20 protein-coding genes are annotated in these 22,401 nt (G+C 50.2%); 12 read left to right on the forward strand and 8 right to left on the reverse strand.

What is annotated here, in order from left to right; translation table 11 throughout:
- Positions 1 to 164: 164 nt before the first annotated feature.
- From isdG to SK3146_RS21570, 4 genes are read right to left on the reverse strand one after another with little or no spacing between them, the layout of a single operon-like run.
- A complete protein-coding gene (gene isdG / locus SK3146_RS21555) occupies positions 165 to 485 on the reverse strand; it encodes a heme oxygenase (protein ID WP_249860708.1) in 321 nt (106 codons plus the stop codon).
- 11 nt (positions 486 to 496) lie between these two features.
- Complete coding sequence (locus SK3146_RS21560; RefSeq protein WP_249860709.1) at positions 497 to 1,279, reverse strand: ABC transporter ATP-binding protein; 783 nt, start codon at positions 1,277 to 1,279, stop codon at positions 497 to 499.
- Positions 1,279 to 2,274: a FecCD family ABC transporter permease gene (locus SK3146_RS21565; protein ID WP_249860710.1), complete on the reverse strand. Its 996-nt coding sequence runs from the start codon at positions 2,272 to 2,274 to the stop codon at positions 1,279 to 1,281. The genes SK3146_RS21560 and SK3146_RS21565 overlap by 1 nt, the downstream gene beginning before the upstream one ends.
- The gene (locus tag SK3146_RS21570; protein WP_249860711.1) at positions 2,271 to 3,221 is read right to left on the reverse strand and encodes an ABC transporter substrate-binding protein; all 951 of its coding nucleotides are present in this window, start codon (positions 3,219 to 3,221) and stop codon (positions 2,271 to 2,273) included. The genes SK3146_RS21565 and SK3146_RS21570 overlap by 4 nt, the downstream gene beginning before the upstream one ends.
- Before the next feature lie 490 nt (positions 3,222 to 3,711).
- On the opposite strand from SK3146_RS21570, the gene isdC reads away from it, so the two are divergent.
- From isdC to srtB, 7 genes are all read left to right on the forward strand, one after another.
- Positions 3,712 to 4,539, forward strand: coding sequence for a heme uptake protein IsdC (gene isdC / locus SK3146_RS21575; protein WP_249860712.1), 828 nt, complete (start codon positions 3,712 to 3,714; stop codon positions 4,537 to 4,539).
- Between the two features lie 131 nt (positions 4,540 to 4,670).
- Complete coding sequence (locus tag SK3146_RS21580) at positions 4,671 to 8,210, forward strand: NEAT domain-containing protein (protein WP_249860713.1); 3,540 nt, start codon at positions 4,671 to 4,673, stop codon at positions 8,208 to 8,210.
- On the forward strand, positions 8,207 to 9,007 hold the full coding sequence (locus tag SK3146_RS21585; protein ID WP_249860714.1) for an S-layer homology domain-containing protein: 801 nt from the start codon (positions 8,207 to 8,209) through the stop codon (positions 9,005 to 9,007). The genes SK3146_RS21580 and SK3146_RS21585 overlap by 4 nt, the downstream gene beginning before the upstream one ends.
- Before the next feature lie 161 nt (positions 9,008 to 9,168).
- Positions 9,169 to 10,047 carry a heme ABC transporter substrate-binding protein IsdE gene (gene isdE, locus SK3146_RS21590; protein WP_249866398.1) on the forward strand — a complete coding sequence of 293 codons (879 nt, stop codon included), beginning with the start codon at positions 9,169 to 9,171 and terminating at the stop codon, positions 10,045 to 10,047.
- A 34-nt stretch (positions 10,048 to 10,081) separates the two neighbouring features.
- Positions 10,082 to 11,065, forward strand: coding sequence for a FecCD family ABC transporter permease (locus SK3146_RS21595; protein ID WP_249860715.1), 984 nt, complete (start codon positions 10,082 to 10,084; stop codon positions 11,063 to 11,065).
- On the forward strand, positions 11,055 to 11,825 hold the full coding sequence (locus tag SK3146_RS21600) for an ABC transporter ATP-binding protein (protein ID WP_249866399.1): 771 nt from the start codon (positions 11,055 to 11,057) through the stop codon (positions 11,823 to 11,825). The genes SK3146_RS21595 and SK3146_RS21600 overlap by 11 nt, the downstream gene beginning before the upstream one ends.
- Before the next feature lie 17 nt (positions 11,826 to 11,842).
- Positions 11,843 to 12,643 (forward strand): class B sortase, encoded by an 801-nt coding sequence (gene srtB / locus SK3146_RS21605; protein ID WP_249860716.1) that lies wholly within the window; start codon positions 11,843 to 11,845, stop codon positions 12,641 to 12,643.
- Positions 12,644 to 12,653: 10 nt separating this feature from the next.
- Here the strand turns inward: srtB and SK3146_RS21610 are convergent, their stop codons facing one another.
- From SK3146_RS21610 to SK3146_RS21625, 4 genes are all read right to left on the reverse strand, one after another.
- Positions 12,654 to 13,151 (reverse strand): CcdC protein domain-containing protein, encoded by a 498-nt coding sequence (locus tag SK3146_RS21610; protein ID WP_249860717.1) that lies wholly within the window; start codon positions 13,149 to 13,151, stop codon positions 12,654 to 12,656.
- Between the two features lie 216 nt (positions 13,152 to 13,367).
- Positions 13,368 to 14,051: a hypothetical protein gene (locus tag SK3146_RS21615; RefSeq protein ID WP_249860718.1), complete on the reverse strand. Its 684-nt coding sequence runs from the start codon at positions 14,049 to 14,051 to the stop codon at positions 13,368 to 13,370.
- A complete protein-coding gene (locus SK3146_RS21620; RefSeq protein WP_249860719.1) occupies positions 14,048 to 14,944 on the reverse strand; it encodes an ABC transporter ATP-binding protein in 897 nt (298 codons plus the stop codon). Before SK3146_RS21620 ends, SK3146_RS21615 begins: the two co-directional genes overlap by 4 nt.
- Entirely contained in the window at positions 14,941 to 15,276 is a 336-nt protein-coding gene (locus tag SK3146_RS21625) for a GntR family transcriptional regulator (protein WP_434006809.1), read from the reverse strand. Before SK3146_RS21625 ends, SK3146_RS21620 begins: the two co-directional genes overlap by 4 nt.
- 431 nt (positions 15,277 to 15,707) lie before the next feature.
- Between SK3146_RS21625 and ppc the strand changes: the two genes are divergently transcribed.
- The 5 genes from ppc to SK3146_RS21650 all read left to right on the forward strand — a co-directional run bounded on the left by ppc (position 15,708) and on the right by SK3146_RS21650 (position 22,383).
- Positions 15,708 to 18,497, forward strand: coding sequence for a phosphoenolpyruvate carboxylase (gene ppc, locus SK3146_RS21630; RefSeq protein WP_249860721.1), 2,790 nt, complete (start codon positions 15,708 to 15,710; stop codon positions 18,495 to 18,497).
- 360 nt (positions 18,498 to 18,857) lie between these two features.
- Positions 18,858 to 19,424, forward strand: a complete 567-nt coding sequence (gene sigW / locus SK3146_RS21635) for an RNA polymerase sigma factor SigW (RefSeq protein ID WP_249860722.1) — start codon at positions 18,858 to 18,860, stop codon at positions 19,422 to 19,424.
- Between the two features lie 78 nt (positions 19,425 to 19,502).
- The gene (locus tag SK3146_RS21640; protein WP_249860723.1) at positions 19,503 to 20,114 is read left to right on the forward strand and encodes a zf-HC2 domain-containing protein; all 612 of its coding nucleotides are present in this window, start codon (positions 19,503 to 19,505) and stop codon (positions 20,112 to 20,114) included.
- Positions 20,115 to 20,247: 133 nt separating this feature from the next.
- Entirely contained in the window at positions 20,248 to 21,054 is an 807-nt protein-coding gene (gene cdaA, locus SK3146_RS21645; RefSeq protein ID WP_249860724.1) for a diadenylate cyclase CdaA, read from the forward strand.
- Positions 21,055 to 22,383, forward strand: coding sequence for a CdaR family protein (locus tag SK3146_RS21650; RefSeq protein WP_249860725.1), 1,329 nt, complete (start codon positions 21,055 to 21,057; stop codon positions 22,381 to 22,383). It begins immediately after the preceding gene.
- The last annotated feature ends 18 nt before the right edge of the window (positions 22,384 to 22,401 follow it).

The following is a 22,401-nucleotide window of genomic DNA, read 5'->3' on the forward strand; positions in this document are numbered from 1 at the left end:
TATTTTAAAGCTTCTAATTATGCATATAAATGGAGTTATTTTGTATTTGTATGGAAATTTGTTATCTAAAATAAACACCCTATTCACATAGGAATGGGGTGTTTAGGTGATGTATGTAGTAGCGGTAAATAAGTGCAGCTTAGGGACATAAACAATAAATGAGATTAACTTGCAGCAATCGGTTGTCTTACGATTTTGACTTCATAGAAAGAAATCTTATTGGAGATAATGTAATCCGGCGTTCCGCCACGATGAGAGTGGGCTTCTTTAAAAGCCTCGCTGCGAGTCCAAGCCTGGAAATCTTCTTTTTTGTTCCAGCGGGTACTTACAGTAACTTCATCGTATTCCGGTGTATTTTCCGTAAGCAAAACCTCCAAGCCCAGAAAGCCTTCCATATATTCTACTTTACCGACTTTGTTGAAGCGTTCGATCAGTTTCTCGCCGCTTCCTTTAGTAATATGAGATGTGTTTGTCACAATAACCATGTAAATTCCTCCTAATGATTGTTTATTGTTTTTAAAGGGATGATGATCGGATATTGATCCTCAAATGTAACTCTAGCCTCGATTTTGTAAACCTCGTTTAAAAAATGAACATTAATAATTTCTTTAGGATTTCCGGCGATTTGAACTTTTCCATCCTTCATTGCGATCATATACTGGCAGTAACATGCTGCTTGCTGAAGATCGTGAAGCACCATGACCACGGTTATCTTCAGTTCCTGATTGATCCTCTGAAGCATTTCCATAACGTCAAGCTGATGCGAAATGTCCAGGAATGTTGTAGGTTCATCCAGCAGGATGATGTTCGTTTTTTGCGCCAATGCCATTGCGATGCGTACTTTTTGCTGCTCACCTCCTGATAAAGTATGAAACATTCGCTGCTCGTGTCTTTTGGTGCCGGTTATATTCATTGCCCAGTCGATGATCTGCTCATCGTCTTTGTTCATGCGGTCAAACATTCGTTTGTAGGGCGAACGGCCATAAGAGATAAGCTCTTTCACGGTAAGATCAGGGATTGAGCTTTTGGACTGCGTTAGCATGGATAAGGCTTGAGCAAACTCGACCGTTTTGTATTCTTTGATGGATTTGCCGTAGAGAAGCACTTGCCCGCCGTCCGGCTGCAGCAGCCGGGAAATAATCTTAAGCAAAGTCGATTTGCCGGAGCCGTTCGGGCCGACGATAGCAGTCATCTTCTCCGGAGGAATAGATATGTTCACTGAGTTCAGACGGAAAGAACCTACTTGAAGCTGTATTTGGCTGGTTTCCAAAGCATTCATCACATGATTCTCCGTTTCTTCAACAAGTATAAAAAGAACGGTGCTCCCAAACTTGCGAGCAGAATCCCGACAGGCAGCTCAATCGGATCGAACCAGGACCGTGCGATAGTATCCGCAAGAGCTACGAGCGCCGCACCGCCGGCGATAGATAACGGAAGCAGAAATCGATAATCTTCGCCTACCATCATCCGCACGGCATGGGGGACGACAAGCCCGACAAAGCCGATTAAGCCTCCGACACTGACGGCGGTTCCGGCCAAAAAGGAAGATAAGACAATGATAAGAAAACGCTGGAACTCCACCTTTTGACCGAGCAGTTTGGCAGAATCATCACCGAGCAACAAGAGGTTAGACGCTTTAACGGTTAACAGAGTAAGAAGAAGCCCGATGATAGCGTATGGAGCCATAAATCCAAAATGGTACCAGCTTCGGCTGTTCAATCCCCCTGCAAGCCACGGCAGAACCGCCTGCACCCGATCGCTGTAAATCACCATAATGCCGCTTGTTATTGCTCCAAGCAACGCATTAATCGCAACGCCGGCTAAAATAATTTTGAGAGGCGAGGCTCCTTTATCCCATGCCAGTACGTAGATAAGCAAAGAAGTGAGCAGCGACCCTAAAAAGGCGACGGCAGGAAGCATATAGCTGTACTGCGGGAACACGATCATGGCGGTAATAGCCGCCAAGCCTCCTCCTGCTGAGACGCCGATGATGCCCGGATCTGCCAAGGGGTTTTTCATAACGCCTTGCAAAAGCGCTCCGGAGCCTGCCAGGCAAGCGCCGACTAACAACCCGATCAATACTCTGGGAAGTCGCAAATTCATAATAATTTTTTCATACATGGGTTGGCTCTCGCTCGTAAATACGGCCCAAATATCTTGAAGTGAAATGGAGACCGATCCGTAGGAAAGGCCATAGAGGGAGACGAGAATAAGAAGAATTGGCGCCATGCCTATCATGAGCCTTCTTCTTGCAGCGCGTTGCAACGTGTTCATCCTTTCACCGCTTGGAGAAGCTTCGCCAAGTAATCGAGCGCTTCGATAATCCGCGTACCTGGACTCGTACCGAACAAATCGGCAGGCAGTACTTCAACACGGTTGTTTTTTACGGCGTCGAGGCTGTTCCAGGCCGCATTTTGCTGCATTTCCTTCATGAAGCCTTCCTTCACTTTCTCGGAATTCCCGTGGCTCATAATGAGAACGAGCTGCGGGTTCGATTGGATAATTTTTTCGCTGTTTAACTGAGCGTACTGCGGGTAGTTTTCCAGCTTGGGATAATCCGCTGCGATATTTTCTCCTCCGGCGGTTACGAGGATATCTCCGCTTAAGGAATTGTTCAAAGCCGCCATATAAGTGCCGGGGGCTCCGTATACCAAGAGAACTCTCGGTTTCGTTTGATTTTGCGCCGTTTGAAGCTGCTGTACCTTCGTATCGATTTGACCGATCAGCTCTTTGGCTTTGTCGTCTTTATGCAACAGCTGGCCGAATAAAACAATTTGCTTCTTAATCTCATCGATCGAATTGGCGCTTGTCAGTACCATTTTGGAGCCAATTCCTTCAATAGCGGGGACATCCTTCATGTTCATCGGATTGTTGCCGAGAACGACATCGGGACCAAGATATGCGATTTTCTCCAAATCGATTCCATGAGTGGAACCGACTTGCTCTACATTTTGTAACTCTTTGCCTACAGAACTGTCCGTTGATGTAGGTCTGCCAACCAAATCTCCGCCAAGTGCTTGGATGATATCCGTTTCTCCGTTGGCTAGAGCGGCGATCTTGGTCGGAACCGCCGGGAAAGAGACGGTACGGTCGGCGAAATCCTTAATCGTAATGGAATTGCCTGTATTGTTGACCGCAGCATTGGCTGAATCGCCGGGAACTTGATTGCCGCAGCCGGATAATCCGAGAAGAATAGCCGCCAAAATAAAGCTTTTGCGCATAAAATACCTCCTGAAGTTGCAAAAAAACATTAACCTAAATGATAATGAATCTCATTATTAACAAAATGATAATGAATATCAGTTAGGGTGTCAATGGAATTGCGACAATCTTATCTATAAGAAAATTCAATAATAGAGACAAAGCGTATCGCCAAACGGCCCAAATAGGCATGGTTGCGCGTTTTTTTCGATAAATCAGGCGCTGACGCTCTGGAAATGGCTTAAATCAATGGGTTGACAGCCTTTGGAAGGTTGAGCTAATATCTATTCGTAATGCTTAAAAGCAAAATTTTTACAACGGGAACTGAGGTGTTGGGATGGACGGAGCCTAGACGCGTGAGTTTTCCTGTGCATGCAGGATTTCATAAGCAAGTGGTGGGATCGCTTTTTTTTTGTTAATTTATTGAGAATGATTCTCGTTATTAACAATTTTGAAGAGTGAACGTTTTATTCAGAAAGTTATTCAAGAATGTGGAGGAGAACAAACACTGTGAAAAAATGGTTAGCTTTACCGTCTTTTTTAGTCATGCTGTTCATGGCGGTTTTACTCGTGGCGCCGGCAGCGCAAGCGGCTGATTTGTCTGATGGAACGTACACCATCGACTACACCATCAAGCAAGCCCAAAACGATTCGGTTTCCATGGCGAATGATTATTTTGAGAAACCGGCCAAAATCACTGTCAAAAACGGCGAAATGACGATGCAGATCCAAATGAATCACAGCAAGTGGATCACTGTATTCAAAGTTCCGGACAAAGACGATTTCGTGGATGGTAAGGTCATCAATAGCGACGCCGATAACGACACGAGAGCGGTGGAATTTAAAGTAGAGGATATATCGAAGCCTCTGTTGTCCAAGATTCACGTTACGGTAAAAGATATCGATTACGACCATGATTACACGATTCGCTTCGTTTTTGACGTCAATAGCCTCAAAAATACGGGTGCGGCAGCAGCGCCAGCTCCAGCCAAAACAGAGGAAAAAGCACCGGAAGCAAAGGTGGAGGCTAAAGCAGAGGCTAAACCGGAGGCAAAACCGGAACAGGCGCCAAATGCAGCTGCCAGCCAACCGTCTGCCAAAACGTCCAGTACTGACAATGCGGCTGCAGTATCGCCTGTAAAAGCCGATAACCCGGCACCGGCAGCTGAAGCGAAGAAGCAGGAAGCGGCGGCGGTCAGCACTGATACCAGCAAGGCAGAAGCGCCGGCAAACCCTAAGACCGGAGATAGCACGCCTATCGCAGGATGGATCGGCTTGATCCTGGTTTCGGCATTGTTCCTGTCGTATCGGTTCATCGGCAAAAAGCGTCGTGCTTAATTGAAGGGCAATCGTAGACGGACTTTTGGGAATGGAGACATGGCCTCATATCCATCGATTTTATTTTTTATTGTAGAAGGAGAGAAATCATTTTGAACAGGTATTTCAGGAAAGTGTTCTCGGCCTTCCTAGTGCTGTTTGTATTGCTTGGGACGATACATATCCCGGCAACGGAAGCAGCCGGCGGTTCGGTCGTGAAAATGGCGTCGGTATCGGATTCGGTATATGCCGATAGTTCCGAAGAAAGCATTAACTTTATGATTTACAAAAAAGGTACGAACGAGCCTTCCGTCATGTACGATTATGTGGATCCAAACAGCGGTAAGCTGATTGTACAAAACGGTAAGCAGTACGTATCGTTCACATTGAAGCAAAGCGCCGAGATTACGTCCTTTAAGACGATGCAAAACGGAGCTTTGGCAGAAACATCGATCGTAAGCGGGAACAAAGCGGCAAATACGCGAGTTGTGCAATTTGCTGTCGATGATTTGAACGCGCGCCTCACCGGTTGGGTGAAAATTTATTGGCAATTAACGCCGGACTTCCTGTACGACAAAGAGTACGATGTTGAGCTCGGATTCAGCAAGCAGGTGGTAAAAACCGCGCTAAACGCAGCGATTGCCGACGCGCAAGCGAAGCATGATGCGGCTGTGGAGGGAACGGAAGCGGGACAATATCCTGCAGGAGCCAAAGCGACATTGCTGACGGCGATCGGCCAAGCGAAGGCGGTAGCGGATAATGCAGCGGCAACTCAAGCGCAAGTCGATGCAGCAACAGCGGCACTGCAAGCAGCTGTAACAGCGTTCCAAGCGTCGGTTAATACAGGATCGGCAGAGCAGTACGATTTGAATTTTACGGCACTGCATGAGACAGAAGACAAAGCATCTTCAATGGATAGATACTTTGTGAAGCCCGGGAAACTAACGGTGCAGCAAGGGCAAAAGAAAGTGACGTTGACGATCACCGATCATCAAGCGGTACCGAGTTTCCAGGTAGAGCAAAACGGGGCTATGGTGGAAACGACGGTCATTAGCGTCGATACGGTAGCCAATAAACGGGTAGTACAATTCCCGATTGAAGACTTGGCTGCCCTGCTTAATGCGAAGGTACACGTATCGGCGAAGATGCCGAATGGTTCCGCGTATGAAAATGATTATATTATTCGTTTGAAATTTGACGTAGGCAATAAAACGACCTTAAACGCAGCGATTGCCGACGCGCAAGCGAAGCATGATGCGGCTGTGGAGGGAACGGAAGCAGGACAATATCCTGTAGGAGCCAAAGCGACATTGCTGACGGCGATCGGCCAAGCGAAGGCGGTAGCGGATAATGCAGCGGCAACTCAAGCGCAAGTCGATGCAGCAACAGCGGCACTGCAAGCAGCTGTAACAGCGTTCCAAGCGTCGGTTAATACAGGATCGGCAGAGCAGTACGATTTGAATTTTACGGCACTGCATGAGACAGAAGACAAAGCATCTTCAATGGATAGATACTTTGTGAAGCCCGGGAAACTAACGGTGCAGCAAGGGCAAAAGAAAGTGACGTTGACGATCACCGATCATCAAGCGGTACCGAGTTTCCAGGTAGAGCAAAACGGGGCTATGGTGGAAACGACGGTCATTAGCGTCGATACGGTAGCCAATAAACGGGTAGTACAATTCCCGATTGAAGACTTGGCTGCCCTGCTTAATGCGAAGGTACACGTATCGGCGAAGATGCCGAATGGTTCCGCGTATGAAAATGATTATATTATTCGTTTGAAATTTGACGTAGGCAATAAAACGACCTTAAACGCAGCGATTGCCGACGCGCAAGCGAAGCATGATGCGGCTGTGGAGGGAACGGAAGCGGGCCAATATCCTGCTGGAGCTAAATCGACATTGCTGACCGCGATCGGCCAAGCGAAGGCGGTAGCGGATAATGCAGCGGCAACTCAAGCGCAAGTCGATGCAGCAACAGCGGCACTGCAAGCGGCCGTAACAGCGTTCCAAGCGTCGGTTATTAAGAATAATTCGGGAACGGGAACGATTCCTGACGGCGAATATATGATTGATTACACGATCTACAAAAAAGGTACGGATGAAAACTCTGTAATGTATGATTATGTAGATCCGGCTAGCGGTAAGTTGACTGTAGAGGGCGGCAAGAAGTATGTGTCGTTCAAGCTGAAGCAAAGCGCGGAAATCAAATCGTTCCAAACAGAGCAGAACGGGGCTTTGGAGGAAGCGAAAACGGTCAGCAGCGATGAAGCCGGAAATACGCGCGTGGTTCGCTTTGAAGTATCGGATTTGACCAAACGCTTGAACGGCTGGGTCAAAATTTATTGGCAGGTAACTCCAGAATTTTTGTACGATCATGAGTATGATGTTGAGCTGGGATTTGGCGATATTTCTGTAGATTTCACCAAACCGTTGAAAGACGGCGAATACCAGTTCAGTTATCAATCCGAGCAGGTGGCGGGTAAATCGTTGAGCGATTTTGTGGAGCCATCGGGCGGACTTAAGATTCAAAACAATAAGAAGGTTGCGTATTTCAAATTGAAGAGCGGAGTAACCGTCAAGAAAATCCAGCGTACTGCTGCGGACGGCTCCAAACAGGACATTACACCACAATATGCGGCCAAGGAAACGGGACTTGTTCGTGTCCTGGCAAGCGATGCGAGTGCAAAAGAAGTTCAATTCGAAGTGGAGGATTTGACATCGACCTATTCGATTGAACTGCAGAGCGGGGACGGCGAGGCCGCTCAAATTCATCAATTCGATTTTTCATTTAACAAAGTGGTGTTTGTAAGTGCGTCTACAGATGAAGGCAATACTGGCGGCGAAAACGGCAATGGTAACGGAAATGGTAATGGTAGTGGTAACAGCGGAGGCGGAACCGGCGGCGGAAGCAGTGGCGGTGGAGGCGGAGGCGGCTCCACGGGATCGAGCTCCAGCTCCTTATCGGATGGCCAGTACACCGTAAACTTTATGATCAAAAAGTACGGCACGGATGAGAGATCGGTTATGCAGGATTATGTAATCTCGCCTGGGGTACTGACCGTAGATGCAGGACAAAAATATTTTTCCTTCACATTAAAGCAAAGTAAAGAAATTACGAGCTTTAAAACGATGGTTGATGGGGGCTTGGCTGAAACGCAAGTCATTAACCGAAGCGAAGAGAAAAACACGCGGGATGTTCAATTCCCGGTAACCGATCTGTCCAGCAGATTGAAGGGCTGGGTCAAAGTAGATTGGGCGGAATTCAATTACTTCCATACCTATGACGTTGAAATCGCGTTCGATCTATCCAGCGCGAAGAAAATTAAGGGAACGGCCGGACTTTTGGGCGGCGGCGCAGGCGCTGTAGTAGCTTCACTGAAGAACGGGGAATACGATCTGGATTTCACGGCGCTGCAGTACAGAAACAATTTGGAATCCAAGGTGAATGACTATGTCGCTCACCCTGCCAAATTAATTGTTAAAGACGACAAGCGGTATGTTTCTATCACCATCAACAAGCAAAATGAAATTTCCGATTTCCGGGTGGAAGTGGAGAAAACCAAAGAAGCTACGGATGGAAGCACCAATTCTGACGGAAGTCCGGCAACGGTCATCGAGAAAGCGATGGAGGGGCCGAGGTTGTCAGCCAGAACGATGCGGCCAACAGCCGGGTTGTTAAATTCGAAGTGAAGGATTTGACCCAAGCATTGCACGTCCAGGTTGACTTCGTTCAGCCGGACGTTGAAGACGAGCAAGCAGAGGCAACGGCTAACATGTCTTCGGACAGCGAAGAGGAAAGCAGCAGTTCTACTCCTGCTCCTAAGAAGGTAGAAACCGCCGATGCGGATCTTGTTTTCGATATTGATGCGTTTGGAAAGAAAGCCAGCGAAGAGGGAACAGAGGAACCTATTACGGGAGGGGAACCGACAGTTCCAGGTGAACACGAGGCTTCCGCACTCGTTGACATCCAAGACCATTGGGCGAAACAGTCGATTGAGCGAGCCATTGCTCTCGGTATCGTGAACGGCTATGAGGACGGAACGTTCCGTCCGGATGGAGATATTAGCCGTGCTGAGTTTACGGCCATGATCGGCCGGGCGCTTAAGCTTCAGGGAACTTCCGATGAGCTCGGCTTTGCCGACGCGGACAGCATTCCGAATTGGGTGAAGCCGACTGTCGGGCAAGCGGTGCAGGAAGGAATCGTCAACAGCTACGAAGATCAAACGTTCCGCGCAGACCGCAAAATTACGCGTTCGGAAATCGCCGTAATGATTGCCCGCGCGTTGAAGCTGCCTAACGATTCGGAGAACGAGTTGGACTTTGCCGACGCCGATCAAGTTCCGGATTGGGCGAAAGCTCAAGTAGCGGCAGCGGTAGAACTGGGCATGATCAACGGAAGGGACAACAACCTGTTCGCACCGAATGCCAGCGCCACCCGCGCTGAGGCGGTAACGTTGATTTTAGCTATGTTAAATCATGTGAAGTAAGGCTCGAGTGGAGAAAAAGACGAAGCACTATCTGCGGGGATGCCGGGCGACCGGTGTCCTCCTCAATTTTTTAAAGCAATAAAGCGCCGTCGAGAAGCCATTCGGACCTCAGTAGAGACTTATCTCACCGCTTAAAAATGATTGGGGGGACAAGACAAATGATGAACACACGCAGGATGATATGGGTCATCGCGCTAATTTTTATTATGCTCACAGGCTGCTCGTCGGGGATCAATATGACTCCTCCGGTTGAAGCCAGCTCTAGCGATCAACAACGGGTCATATCGACGACAGTGGCGGTAACGCAAATTATGGACGCTTTGGAGTTGGATTTGGTAGGGATCCCCAAAAGCTATAAGGAGCTGCCGAAGCGATACGACGGTGTGACTGAAATCGGGAACCCGATGAGCCCGGATATGGAGCTGGTCAAGTCGTTGAATCCGACCGATGTGCTGTCTGTTACTACGTTGGAGTACGATTTGGCGCCGGTTTTTCAAAATGCGGGTGTAGGGGCAACCTTCCTCGATTTGACCAGCGTGGAAAAAATGAACGAGGCCATTAAGACGTTGGGCAATAAATACGGCCAGGAGAAGCAGGCACAGGCTATTGTTAACAAATACAACGAAAAGCTGGCCGAAATCCATAAGAAAATCGAAGGCAAGCCGTCGCCTACCGTACTGATTTTGCTCGGAGTGCCGGGAAGCTACCTGGTTGCTACGGAGCAATCGTACATCGGGAATCTGGTGAAGATCGCCGGAGGGAAAAATATCGTACAAGGCGAATCGGTCGAATATTTGGCTTCCAACACGGAGTATTTGCAGCAGGCGAATCCGGATATTATTTTACGGGCGGCCCATGGAATGCCGGAAGAAGTTGTCAAAATGTTCGATAAAGAATTTCAAAAGAACGACATCTGGAAGCATTTCGATGCGGTGAAAAATAAGCGGGTTTACGATCTGGAAGAACGTTTGTTCGGGACGACGGGCAATTTGGATGTTAACGAGGCGTTAGACGCACTCATGGGCATGATGTATCCGTAAGATTAACCATGTTAATAATGAAGGGCGCATAATAATGAATAAAAAAGTGATAAGCATAGCGTCCGTGATTCTCCTGCTCATTGTGGTCATCGCCATTTCGGCTACGACCGGAAGCATTAAGGTAAGCAGCTGGGAGCTGATTCACGGGCTTGTTACCGGGACGAATAAAAATGTGCAGGTCATTCGCGACTTGCGTCTGCCGAGGATTATTATCGCGCTGTTCGTAGGAGCGGCATTGGCGGTGTCCGGGGTGCTGCTGCAAGCGGTGATGAGAAGCTCGCTGGCGGACTCAGGAGTGATCGGCATTTCTTCGGGAGCGGGGTTTATCTCGATTTTGATAGTTACGATATTCCCGAAATGGTTTTTCTTTATGCCGCTGTTCGCTTTTCTCGGCGGCGCGCTGGCTTGCTTTCTCGTATATTCCTTTTCCTGGAAGGCGGGGCTTAGTCCGATTCGTATTATCCTCGTAGGTATTGCGGTGAACGCGACTTTTACCGGACTGGGGCAGTCGTTCAATTACCGGGGCAGCTATGCGGTGACGCAAGTGAACCAGGCTACGACTTCGGTATTTACGATGAAAACTTGGAACGATGTCGAGGTCATGGTCATCTATGGCACGATCGGGTTGATCCTTGCCATGATGCTGTGCTCTTGGTGCAACATGCTGGCATTGCAGGATAAGTCGGCGAAAAACTTGGGGCTGAACGTCAATCGGGCCCGGCTACTCGTTTCGGTCGTAGCGGTTCTGCTGGCTGCTGTCGCAACGGCCATCGGCGGACTGATCGCCTTTGTCGGTCTGCTCATTCCGCATATCGCCCGCATTCTGGTAGGCTCCGATCATAAGGTGCTGATTCCTTTCAGCGCGCTTGCGGGAGCATTGCTGATTTTGACGGCGGATACGCTGGGGCGGACGGTGGTGGCGCCGACGGAAATTCCGGCTTCGATTATTATGACGGTGATCGGCGGACCGTTTTTGATATTTTTACTGAGAAAGAGTGATCGAATCCATGGAAATTAAAGACATTACATTTTCCTATGATAAAAAGAACGATCAGCTGAAATCCGTCACCGGTCATATTGAGCCAGGGAAAATTACGACCATCATCGGTCCCAACGGCTGCGGGAAATCGACGCTGCTGGGCGTCATGTCGCAAAACTACACTCCGCGAAACGGAGAAGTAATACTGGACGGCAAAGCGATCAGCTTGTATAAGCCGAAGGAGCTGGCCAAGAAGCTGGCTGTCGTTCATCAGCATAACGACGCTCCATCGGATATGACCGTGGAGAAGCTGACGGGATTCGGCCGGATGCCTCATAAAAGTATGTTTTCGCAAAGTAACGAAGAAGATGAACAGGCGATCGAATGGGCGCTGAACTGCACCAATCTTCAATCGAAAAGAAAATTGACCATCGATCAATTATCTGGAGGAGAGCGGCAAAGAGTATGGATTGCCATGGCGCTGGCGCAGAAGACCGGCATTTTGTTCTTGGATGAACCGACGACGTATTTGGATATTTATTACCAAATCGAATTGTTGGAGCTGATCAAACAGCTGAATGCAAAGTACGGTCTTACGATCGTAATGGTGCTGCATGATATTAATCAGGCGATCCGCTACAGCGATCATTTGATCGTCATGAAGCAGGGGGAAATCGCCATGAAGGGTGCTCCGCATGAAGTTATTACCGAGAGTACGGTCAAGCTGATTTATGGAGTGGACGTTGTGGTGAAAAGCGGAGAGGACACCGGTCTTTACATGGTGCCCGTTGGTATTTAATGAGGGAAGGTGAGCCGATGCAAGATGAGGGACGGATAGGCTTACGCCGCCGCGTCAAGGATCGTTCGCTGCAAGCACTGACCTTTTTAAGCGCCGCCGCGCTTGTCTATGGCATCGTCGAGCTGGCGGCTGCCGGAAACGGATACCATCATGCGCGGCAGGTCATGGCGGAAGCACGGCAGGTTTACGCAGAGAACAGCGCTGTAGAAAAAGCGCCTTCCAGCGAAGCGCCGCCGCGGTTTCAAGGCCTGCTCGCTTGGAATCCCGATGTGGCAGGGTGGCTTAAGATCGACGACACCTTCATCGATTACCCGATTGTTCGAGGGCGGGACAATGAATTTTATTTGTCGCACAACCTGAAGCGGGAGCCCGAGAAGGCGGGCAGCATATTTATGGATTATCGCAACGGCGCGCCCGGGGAGCGGCGCAATACGATTTTGTACGGACATCGGATGAAAGACGGCTCGATGTTCGGCCAATTGAAGGAATATTTGCAAAGAGAGTTTTTGGAAGAGCATCGGACGTTCTCTTATGAGACGCTGACAGATCGTTACGAGGCCGAAGTGTTCTCCGTCTACTATACGAAGACGGAGTTCAATTATATTCAAACATCGTTTGAAAGCGACGAGCAGTATGAGCGGTTTTTGCAAGAAATCAGGAGCCGTTCTCTGTACCGGACCGACACGGAAGTGACGGCGGAAGATATGATTATTACTCTGTCTACTTGCGATTACACGCTGGACCCGGAGGAAGGCCGGCTGGCGGTTCATGCCAAGCTGGTCCGAAGCCAGAACGGCCTTCGCAATGACCCGCGATAACAGCATCCGATCAAGATGCGGTTTTGCTAATTTGGCGGAACTTGATAAAGCTGCCGACGCGCCAGACGCAAATGTATAAATATGCCATGACCATCGTCAAAATCGTAAACTCCGTATAGTCCAGGCCTTTGAAATATTGAGACAATGCGACGCGAATAATAATGACGGCGATAATGACATATTTGAAATTTTTGTTGCGTTTGGGGTAGATCCGCCCATCCTCTCTTTTTTCATATCCTGTATGATAAAGCATAATGCCGCCGAGAGCGATTCCGAGGACGCCTGCGCAAACCATCTCCCAAATCGCGGGCAAATGGAACGGGTGATCGGGAATATGCATCATGGAACGAATGGAAGCGCCGAAGATAACGGGCAGCAGGATTGCCGGAGCCAGTATGCCAAGCCCGCTGTTTTGGACCGGTTTGTCCCCGCGGCGCGATCTAAGCCACACAACAAGAACGATGATAACGGCAATGACGGCGAATTGAATGATCGTTTGAGTCGTCATGAATAACCTCCTGTTAGAACTGTGTTAAATAGATGAAGCAAGCTGGAACGGTCTCCGGAATCGGCAAAGGCCTTCATGGGAGACAGCAGCGAGTAAGAAGACGTTTCCGATAAGCAAAAGCCGGCGTATTTCACCCGTGATTTTAGTTATTGTGATTATTGTGCTAAACCGGAATCGGGATTATCCTTATTTCTCGGTCAATCGGGAAGTTCAGGCTCAGTCCGTCGCTCTGCGCAGCAGAGCATACGAGAGGAAAGCATAGAGGAGTATCGCCAGTGCCATACATCCTACGATCAGGTTGAAATGAGCGCTAAATCCTAGGGCGAATGGGCCCCACAGCCGATAATGCGTGAGCAGAAGCGCCGAGGCGCTAAGCAAGATGAGGGCGGCGGCAAGAAACATAAATAATCCGCCCGGACCGAACCGGCGATGCAAGCTGGAGACGGCAAACCCAAGGAAATATAAATGCAGCAGGAGCACCAAATAAATGATCAAATGTCCTAGCGGGCCGAATTGATTGATGAACGGGACATTAAAGAAGTGCATTCTTACGCCCCAACCATCCGTTGCCGACTCCACGAGAGATAGCAAGCAGAGCAAAACGGCTGTAATTGTGTTGGTGATAACGGCCGCTAAAGCCGTGCCGAGAAAATAATCCCTTCTCCGCACACAGAAGCCCAAAGCAAAGGGAAACGTATGGGCTAAAGTAACGGCGCCGATAACCGGCATGCTGAAAAAAATGGATGCAAGACCTCCGGTGTAGAACGGTTCCTGGTTATTGATCAAATAGCTGATGAACAGATTAATGATGAAGCTGGTAAACAAAATGACCCATGGGAACAGAAGGGAGGTCCATTTGGCTCTTATATGCATTTTCATCATACCCGGAATACGGTTCATAAAGCTTCGGCCTCCTTTCCCCCCGATTTGCCGTTAGTCAAATGGACGATCAGCTGCTGCAAGGATACGGGCGCAAGCTCCAGTCCCAGAGCCACTGCGCGCTGACGCTCCGCGGCGTTCAAGCTTCCCAAGATGGAAGCAGATACGAATGTGCCGAACGGTTCGCGCGAAATCGTGCGTTTACCCGCTATGAATGTATCGACGGTAGAAGCCGTACCGGCCACGGCAAACGCCTGCTCGCGCAGCGCCTCCGTCTCCTCATCGAGAATCAGCTTGCCCCGGTCGATGACGAGTACATGCTCCAGAATCCGGCTGACCTCGTCAATCAAATGCGTGGACAAGATGATCGTTCGCGGATGTTCCGCGTAATCCTCAATCAGCCTATCGTAGAACAGCCCCCTAGCGACGGCGTCCAGTCCCAAATACGGCTCGTCGAACATCGTCAGCGGCGCGCGGCTGGCCAGACCGACTACGATTCCTACCGAAGACAGCATCCCTCTCGACAGCTTCTTGATCCTTCGCTTAAGCGGAAGCTGAAATTGTTCAATCAAGGAATAGGCGAATTCTTCATCCCAATTCGGAAAGATCGATGGGGCCAGAGCCAGCACGTCCTCGACAAGGAAGTGCTCCGGGTATTTCTGACTTTCTTTGATAAAACAAATCCGGCTTAGGACGCGATTATTTTCATATGAAGATTGTCCGAATACTTTGATTTCTCCGTCGGTCGCAAATAACTGCGCTGCAATCATCTGCATAATCGTCGTTTTTCCCGCGCCGTTTCTGCCGAGCAGCCCGTAGATTTTGCCGGATTGAACGGAAAAGCTGATTCCGTCGACGGCTTTCACGCTGCCGAACGATTTATACAAATCGCGGACTTCAACAACATCGCTCATGAAGTTGACCCTCCTTTTCGTATCATCTCGGTCAATTGTTCCTTGGTAATCCCAAGCTTTGCCGCTTCGCGGATCATTGTGACGACATATTGCTCGTAAAACTGGTGCTTGCGCTTTTCCAGCAATTCCGCACGGGCTCCCGCCGCTACAAACATGCCGATCCCTCGCTTTTTGTACAAGATGCCTTGATCGACCAGCAAATTGACTCCCTTGGCAGCCGTTGCCGGATTAATCTGATAAAAGGCGGCAAATTGGTTCGTCGACGGAACCTGCGATTCTTCGGGCAGCCGTCCTTCGACGATGTCATCCTCGATCTTCTCCGCTATTTGCATAAAAATAGGCCGGGTATTATCAATCATCAGCCCCATAATCGGATCACCAACTCTCCACTACTACATTGGTTAATTACTCATGTAACTAACTATAGAGGTACCGGTCTCGCGTGTCAATAGATGTATGCCGCTAATCATTGGTAAATCCCATTTAAGAGAAGTATGCGTAAGAAAACGGTTAAGGTTTCAGCAAAATACTTCCGGGGAGGGGCAACCGGGAAAAAGTCTTTTTTTCTTGTCCAGACCGTGGTAAAGTGAGAAAGTCTAACATTTCCTATAGAAAAATGCTGTATGGTAGCGCGGTATTGTGTTAAAATATTCATTATGACCTAGCAGACCGGTGAACGGGGGATTCGTGATCGAATTAAAGATCCAGCCCGCGAATCGGGCGGAAAATTGTTAAGGATCCTAGGTAAGGATGGAGGAGAACCATGTCGGATTCAGGCAGCTTGATTAACAAAAACACGTCAAACAATCTACTTCGCAGAGATGTGCGATTCTTGGGGCATATTCTGGGCGAAGTGCTGGTTCATCAAGGCGGCAATGAGTTGCTGGCTATCGTGGAGCAAATCAGAGAGATGAGCAAGATGCTGCGCGCCCAGTACACACCCGAAATGTTCGCCGAATTCAAAGAGACGATCAACTCTTTGGCGCCTGATAAGAGACATCAGGTTATTCGTGCGTTCGCCATTTACTTCCAATTGGTTAACATTGCGGAGCAAAACCACCGTATTCGCCGCAAACGCGATTATGAACGTTCCGCAGGGGAAAATGTTCAGCCCGGTTCAATCGAGGATGTGGTGCGCGATTTGAAGCAGCAGCATATTCCTGCGGCCGAGGTTCAAGACATGATTCAGGGCATCTCCCTGGAACTGGTGATGACGGCTCACCCGACGGAAGCAAGCCGCCGCGTCGTGCTCGATATTCATCAGCGTATCGCCAACGACGTTATGGAGCTGGATAACCCGAGCTTGACGTTCCGCGAGCGCGAGCAGCTGCGGGCCAATCTGCTTGGCGAGGTTATCACCTTGTGGCAAACCGACGAACTGAGAGACCGCAAACCGACGGTCATCGACGAAGTTCGCAACGGGATGTACTATTTCGACGAAACGCTGTTCGACGTTCTGCCTGAAGTGTATCAGGAGCTGGAACGCTGTCTGCATAAATATTATCCGGAGGAAGCATGGCACGTGCCCGTGTACATGAAGTTCGGCTCATGGATCGGCGGCGACCGCGACGGCAACCCTTCGGTGACCTCGGACGTTACATGGGAGACGCTGAACATGCAGCGTCAGCTGGCCCTTGAGAAATACGCCGAGCTGCTGCGCGATCTGCGCGATCATATGAGCTTCAGCAAAAACATCGTCGAAGTGACGCAGGAGCTTCTCGATTCGGTAGAGCTCGACCGTCACAATGTGGAGCTTCGCTCCGACGAAGTATGGCGCAATGAGAATGAGCCTTACCGGATTAAAGTCACTTACATGATTGAAAAAATTGTACGGGCGTCGAACCCGCGGGCCGGCGCCAATCAGAAATATAATTCGCCGGAAGAGTTTCTCGCCGATCTGAAAATTATCGAGCGCAGCCTGCGCAATCACTATGCGGACTTTATCGCCGACTCTTATGTAGTCAAGCTGATTCGTCAGGTTGAACTGTTCGGTTTCCACTTGGCGTCGCTGGATATTCGTCAGCACAGCAAAGAGCATGAAGCGGCTATGACCGAGATTCTCGCCAAGATGAGCATTTGCGACAATTACGCGGGACTTGGCGAAGAAGCCAAGATCGAGCTGCTAAGCGGCTTGCTGAGCGAGCCTCGTCCGATTACGTCGCCGTACATGGATTATTCGGAATCAACGCTCGAATGTCTGAACGTGTACCGCGTCGTGAAGAGGGCTCAGGAGGAGTTCGGCCGCCAGTGTATTAACAGCTACTTGATCAGTATGACTCAAGGAGCCAGCGATCTGTTGGAAGTGCTTGTATTCGCCAAGGAAGCGGGCCTGTACCGCAAGGAAAGCGACGGAACCGTGGTCTGTACGCTGCAGTCCGTACCGCTGTTCGAAACGATAGACGATCTTCATGCGGCACCGGATATTATGCGCACGCTGTTCAAAATTCCGGCTTACCGCGACAGCCTGATCAGCACGAGCCATTTGCAGGAAATTATGCTCGGATATTCCGACAGCAACAAGGACGGCGGCGTCATTACCGCCAACTGGGAGCTTAGAGTGGCGCTGCGCAGCATAACGGCCGCGGCGAAGGAATTCGGCGTGAAGCTGAAGTTTTTCCATGGCCGCGGGGGTGCATTGGGCCGCGGCGGCATGCCGCTGAACCGCAGCATTCTCGCGCAACCGGCCGATACGATCGGCGGCGGCATCAAAATTACGGAGCAGGGCGAAGTGTTGTCCTCCCGTTATTCGATGAAAGGCATCGCCTACCGCAGCTTGGAGCAGGCGACGTCGGCCTTGATTACGGCGGCGCTCATGTCGCGCAAGCCGCAAACCGAGGTGATCGAGCCGGAGTGGGAAGATTATATGAGAGATATTTCCGAGAATGCCCAGACGAAATATCAGGATCTGATTTTCCGCGACCCGGATTTCTTGACCTTCTTCAAAGAATCCACCCCTCTTCCGGAGGTTGGCGAGCTGAATATCGGTTCGAGACCTTCGAAGCGTAAAGGCAGCGACCGGTTCGAGGACCTGCGCGCGATTCCTTGGGTGTTTGCCTGGACGCAGAGCCGTTATTTGCTGCCTGCCTGGTACGCGTCGGGCAGCGGGCTATACAGCTACTACCAAGGCAAGGAAGAGAATCTGAAGGTATTGCAGAACATGTACCAAAACTGGTCGTTCTTTCAGTCCTTGATCGACAACTTGCAGATGGCTCTTGCCAAAGCAGACCTTTTGATCGCCAAAGAGTACGGCGGCATGATCAAGGATTCCGTGATCGCGGAGCGGATTTTCAATCTGATCAGCGAAGAGTACGACCGCACGTCCGATCTCATCTTGAAAATTACCGGACAGCAGGAAATTTTGGATAATGTACCGGTCATTCAAGAGTCGATCCGTCTTCGCAATCCGTATGTCGATCCGCTTAGCTATATGCAGGTGCAGTTGTTATCCGAGCTGCGGGCGCAGCGGGAGCTGAACGAAGACGACAGCCTGCTGCTTCGCGAAGTGCTCTTGACCATCAACGGCATTGCAGCTGGACTGCGGAATACGGGCTGATACGTCAACAGCCGGATGGGCCGAGCGGAAAGCCGGTCTGTAATGAAAGTCGGGTTGCCTGAAAGTCGGGCTTCCCGGCTTTTTTGTGGTTTGGGAAATGATGCGCAGCAATTTCCTGTGGATATCCGGGGGCTCCCCCGAAAGTAAAGCAAAAGATTAGAGACTTGCTCCCGTGACGGACGATTTTTGGCTAAGGCCGCTTGATTCCGGATGAATCTTTTGGGATAAACTGTACATAAGGCGGTATGGTTTGGTATGATTTTCAAAGGGGCAGGAATCACTCCCGCAAGCGAGCGGGACGTCCTAACGATGCCGGGTCCATAAATTTGGAGCGGGATCGGAAGTCTGGAGGAATGTCGTTTGAACGAAATGGATGTAAGGCTCGTCAAGCTGGCCCGCAAAGGAGACAGGGTGGCTTTTGCCGAGCTGGTAGAGCTGTACAAGGATAAAATATATCACCTGGCGAACCGTATGCTGCATAACCGTCACGAGGCGGAGGAGATAGTACAGGAAACCTTTTTGAGAGTGTATACGAATTTGGAACGGTACGATGAAAATCAGAAGTTTTCCACCTGGATTTATCGTATCGGTACGAATCTGTGCATAGATCGCCTTCGCAAGCGAAAGCCCAATTATTCCCTTGATGCCGAAATGAATGACGGTGAAGGGACCGATTGGTATGCGATGCTGCCGAGCAACGAAGACACTCCCGACGATCAGGTTGTTCTAAGCGAGACGCAAACGGAAATCCGCAAGTCGATCGACGCGCTGCCGGAGAAGTACAAGTCGGTGGTCATTTTGCGTTATTTACAGGATCTGTCCCTCCAGGAAATCAGCGACGTATTGGCTATGCCGGTAACGACGATCAAGACGCGGCTGCACCGCGGCAGGGAATATTTACGTAAAAAATTAGAGCATGTTTTATAATCCGAATATGAAACAAAATCGTCTGTCATACGTAATGTTATACACAAGCTTTCATGGACTTAGAAAGGAGTGGCTCATATGGATTGCAGGGAAGCCCTTCCTTTGATGCACGAATATTTGGATGGCGGATTGAAGGGTAGGGAAGCCTTAGCGTTAAAGGAGCACTTGCTTGTTTGTCCGGCTTGTAGGGAGCGTCTGAAACAGCTGGAAAAAGTCGAGGCGCTCGTTCAAGCGTGGCCGCAGCAGGAAGTGCCGTCGGGATTGACGGAACGCATTATGCAGGCGCTGCCTCCCGAGAGACGCAAGCAACCGTGGTGGCTATGGGTTCGCCGTCATCCGGCCGCATCGGTTGCGGCTGTGTTCGTTCTTGTGATGATGGGCAGCTTCATATCGCTATGGAATGAAGACACCGAGCTTCTGGTCAAGGGGTCGGATCTTTCGTCGGTCGTCATTAAAGGAGATACGGTGTACGTGCCGGAAGGGAAGACAGTAGCGGGAAATCTTATGGTGGAGAACGGAAAGGTGCAGGTGGACGGAGACATTAAAGGCAATATCGTCGTGATCGACGGCACGGTAGCGATGGCCTCGACGGCGCACATATCCGGCCAAGTGACCGAAATCGATCAGGCGTTCGGTTGGCTTTGGTATAAGATGAACGACTGGGTTTCCACCATTTCGCAGGCCAAATAGTTCATACGAACCATTTTTCGAAAATCCTCCCTAATTCGGTGTGTGAAAGGGAGGGTTTTTTTTTCATAATGTGGTATGATGATAAGAAGGGATAACAGATAAAAAAGCGCAATCCCGGTTGGGGGCATAAGCGATGGATTTCATACCTGCCATCAGTATTAAAGACATTGTGGATATACTAATAGTAAGTTATGTTATATACAATCTCATCCTGCTTGTCAGAGGCACCCGGGCGATTCAGCTGTTGAAAGGAATTTTCGTCGTCGTACTGACCTGGGCGCTCAGCATATGGTTTAAGCTGAATACGCTCCAATGGATGATGAACCAGATGTTTACCTTCGGGGTGCTGGCCGTCATCATCATTTTCCAGCCGGAGCTGCGCAGAGCCTTGGAGCAATTGGGGCGCGGAACGTTGTTCAGCCGGGGAGTTACCGAGGACGATCAGGAGCTGAACCGGCGGATCGGCGAAGTGCTTAAGGCCGTCAATTATTTAGCACGCAGAAAAATAGGGGCGTTAATCGTATTCGAACGGGAAACCGGACTTAAAGATTACATCGAATCGGGCATATCTATCGAGGCTCATATTAGCTCGGAGCTGCTCATTAACATTTTTATCCCCAATACGCCGCTGCATGACGGCGCCGTGCTGCTTAGCGGGAACCGGCTGATGGCCGCAGGCTGTTATTTGCCGCTGTCCGAGAATCCGTTCATCAGCAAGGAGCTGGGAACCCGGCACCGCGCGGCGATCGGCATGAGCGAAGTGTCCGATGCGATCTGCGTGATCGTCTCCGAGGAGACGGGACAGGTGTCGCTGGCCATGAACGGGCATGTGCTCCGGGATATCAAGGAAGAGACGCTGCTCTCCAAGCTGTTCGAGGAGCTGAAGTCGAAGACGAAGGCCAAGGAAAAAAGCTCCATTTGGAAATGGAGGCTGCGATAGATGGATCGTTGGTTGCGCAATACGAATGTCGTGAAGGTCGTTGCCCTGGTGATCGGGATTATGCTATGGCTGGTCGTGCACATGGAGGACAACTCAGTGCCGGGGACAAGCGTTACGGGAGTTAGGGAGGAGCAAATTTCCAATGTGTCCGTAACGCCGAAATACGATGCGAATCAATATTATATCGAATCGATAGATCCGGCTCAGGTCGTCGTGACGATATCGGGCAAAGATTCGATTCTGAAAAAAGCGATGGGGGCGAGCAATTACTCCGTCGAGCTGGATTTAACGAGCTACGGCAAGGGAGAGCGGATCGTGCCGCTGACTCCTGTAGGTTTCCCTACGGGCGTCACGGTCAAAATCACCCCGCCGAACGCGAAGGTTGTCATTGACGAGAAATCCAACAAGCAGATGCCGGTTACCGTCAATGTGACGGGAATTCCTGCCGTCGGCCTCAAAGCGGGTCAGCCCGTGGTGAAGCCGAATAAAGTCACCGTGACGGTACCGAGCGGCAGCATCGACAATATCGAGTCCGTGCGGGCCGATGTCAATGTGGAGAAAGCCGGGTCCGCCGTTTCAAGCAAAGCGCGCCTTGTCGCCTATGACAAGGACGGCAAAGTGATGGAGATGGCTACGATCAATCCGGCGGTCGTCGAGGTGGAAGTGCCGATCACGAGTCCGTTTACGACGGTGCCGCTGCAGCTTAAGCTTGTCGGGGAACCGCCGCGGGGATTCAGCGTAGCTTCGCTGCAGCAAAATACGGACAAGGTGACGGTGTACGGTCCGCAGGACGTGCTTAACCGCATGGAGTATTATGAGGGGCCGAGCATTAATCTCGCCGATCTGAAGGAAGAGAAGGAGTATACGCTGTCGCTGGATATTCCGCTTGCGAACAAGGCGACGCAGCTCGATCCCGCCAAGGTGGAAGTGAAGATCAACATCGTCGCCTCGGCAACGAAGACGCTGGAGCAAATCCCGCTGTCCATCATCGGACAGAACGACGGCTTTGACACGAAGGTAGTGCTGCCCGAAAGCGGCAAGCTAAACCTTATCGTGGAGGGGGCGCCGGCGCTTCTGGACAAAGTGAAGGCGCAGGACGTGCAGGCGATTCTGGATGTGAGCAACCTGCCTCCGGGCCGCCACGAGCTGCCGGTGGTGTTCAATCTGCCGACGTTTATTAAGAAAGGGCCGCAGCAGGATTTCAAGGCTACGGTCGAGATCAGCGCCAAGCAGGGCGCGCAGAGCAGCCCGAACGCTCAGAATAATCAGAAGAGTCAGAGCGATCAGAACGATCAGAATGCCGGCTCAAGCGATACGGCCAAGCAATAACTACGCAAACAAAGTTCA

Origin of the sequence: Paenibacillus konkukensis (assembly GCF_023523925.1) — a bacterium.
Classification (GTDB): Bacteria; Bacillota; Bacilli; order Paenibacillales; family NBRC-103111; genus Paenibacillus_S; species Paenibacillus_S doosanensis.

Coding starts and splice junctions, on each gene's coding strand:
- srtB (WP_249860716.1), top strand. CDS start 11,843: ATGCAAGATGAGGGACGGATAGGCTTACGCCGCCGCGTCAAGGATCGT.
- SK3146_RS21620 (WP_249860719.1), bottom strand. CDS start 14,944: ATGAGCGATGTTGTTGAAGTCCGCGATTTGTATAAATCGTTCGGCAGC.
- SK3146_RS21640 (WP_249860723.1), top strand. CDS start 19,503: ATGGATTGCAGGGAAGCCCTTCCTTTGATGCACGAATATTTGGATGGC.
- SK3146_RS21610 (WP_249860717.1), bottom strand. CDS start 13,151: ATGACGACTCAAACGATCATTCAATTCGCCGTCATTGCCGTTATCATC.
- ppc (WP_249860721.1), top strand. CDS start 15,708: ATGTCGGATTCAGGCAGCTTGATTAACAAAAACACGTCAAACAATCTA.
- isdE (WP_249866398.1), top strand. CDS start 9,169: ATGAACACACGCAGGATGATATGGGTCATCGCGCTAATTTTTATTATG.
- SK3146_RS21560 (WP_249860709.1), bottom strand. CDS start 1,279: ATGAATGCTTTGGAAACCAGCCAAATACAGCTTCAAGTAGGTTCTTTC.
- SK3146_RS21650 (WP_249860725.1), top strand. CDS start 21,055: ATGGATCGTTGGTTGCGCAATACGAATGTCGTGAAGGTCGTTGCCCTG.
- isdG (WP_249860708.1), bottom strand. CDS start 485: ATGGTTATTGTGACAAACACATCTCATATTACTAAAGGAAGCGGCGAG.
- cdaA (WP_249860724.1), top strand. CDS start 20,248: ATGGATTTCATACCTGCCATCAGTATTAAAGACATTGTGGATATACTA.
- SK3146_RS21570 (WP_249860711.1), bottom strand. CDS start 3,221: ATGCGCAAAAGCTTTATTTTGGCGGCTATTCTTCTCGGATTATCCGGC.
- SK3146_RS21595 (WP_249860715.1), top strand. CDS start 10,082: ATGAATAAAAAAGTGATAAGCATAGCGTCCGTGATTCTCCTGCTCATT.
- SK3146_RS21625 (WP_434006809.1), bottom strand. CDS start 15,276: ATGCAAATAGCGGAGAAGATCGAGGATGACATCGTCGAAGGACGGCTG.
- SK3146_RS21565 (WP_249860710.1), bottom strand. CDS start 2,274: ATGAACACGTTGCAACGCGCTGCAAGAAGAAGGCTCATGATAGGCATG.
- SK3146_RS21615 (WP_249860718.1), bottom strand. CDS start 14,051: ATGAACCGTATTCCGGGTATGATGAAAATGCATATAAGAGCCAAATGG.
- SK3146_RS21600 (WP_249866399.1), top strand. CDS start 11,055: ATGGAAATTAAAGACATTACATTTTCCTATGATAAAAAGAACGATCAG.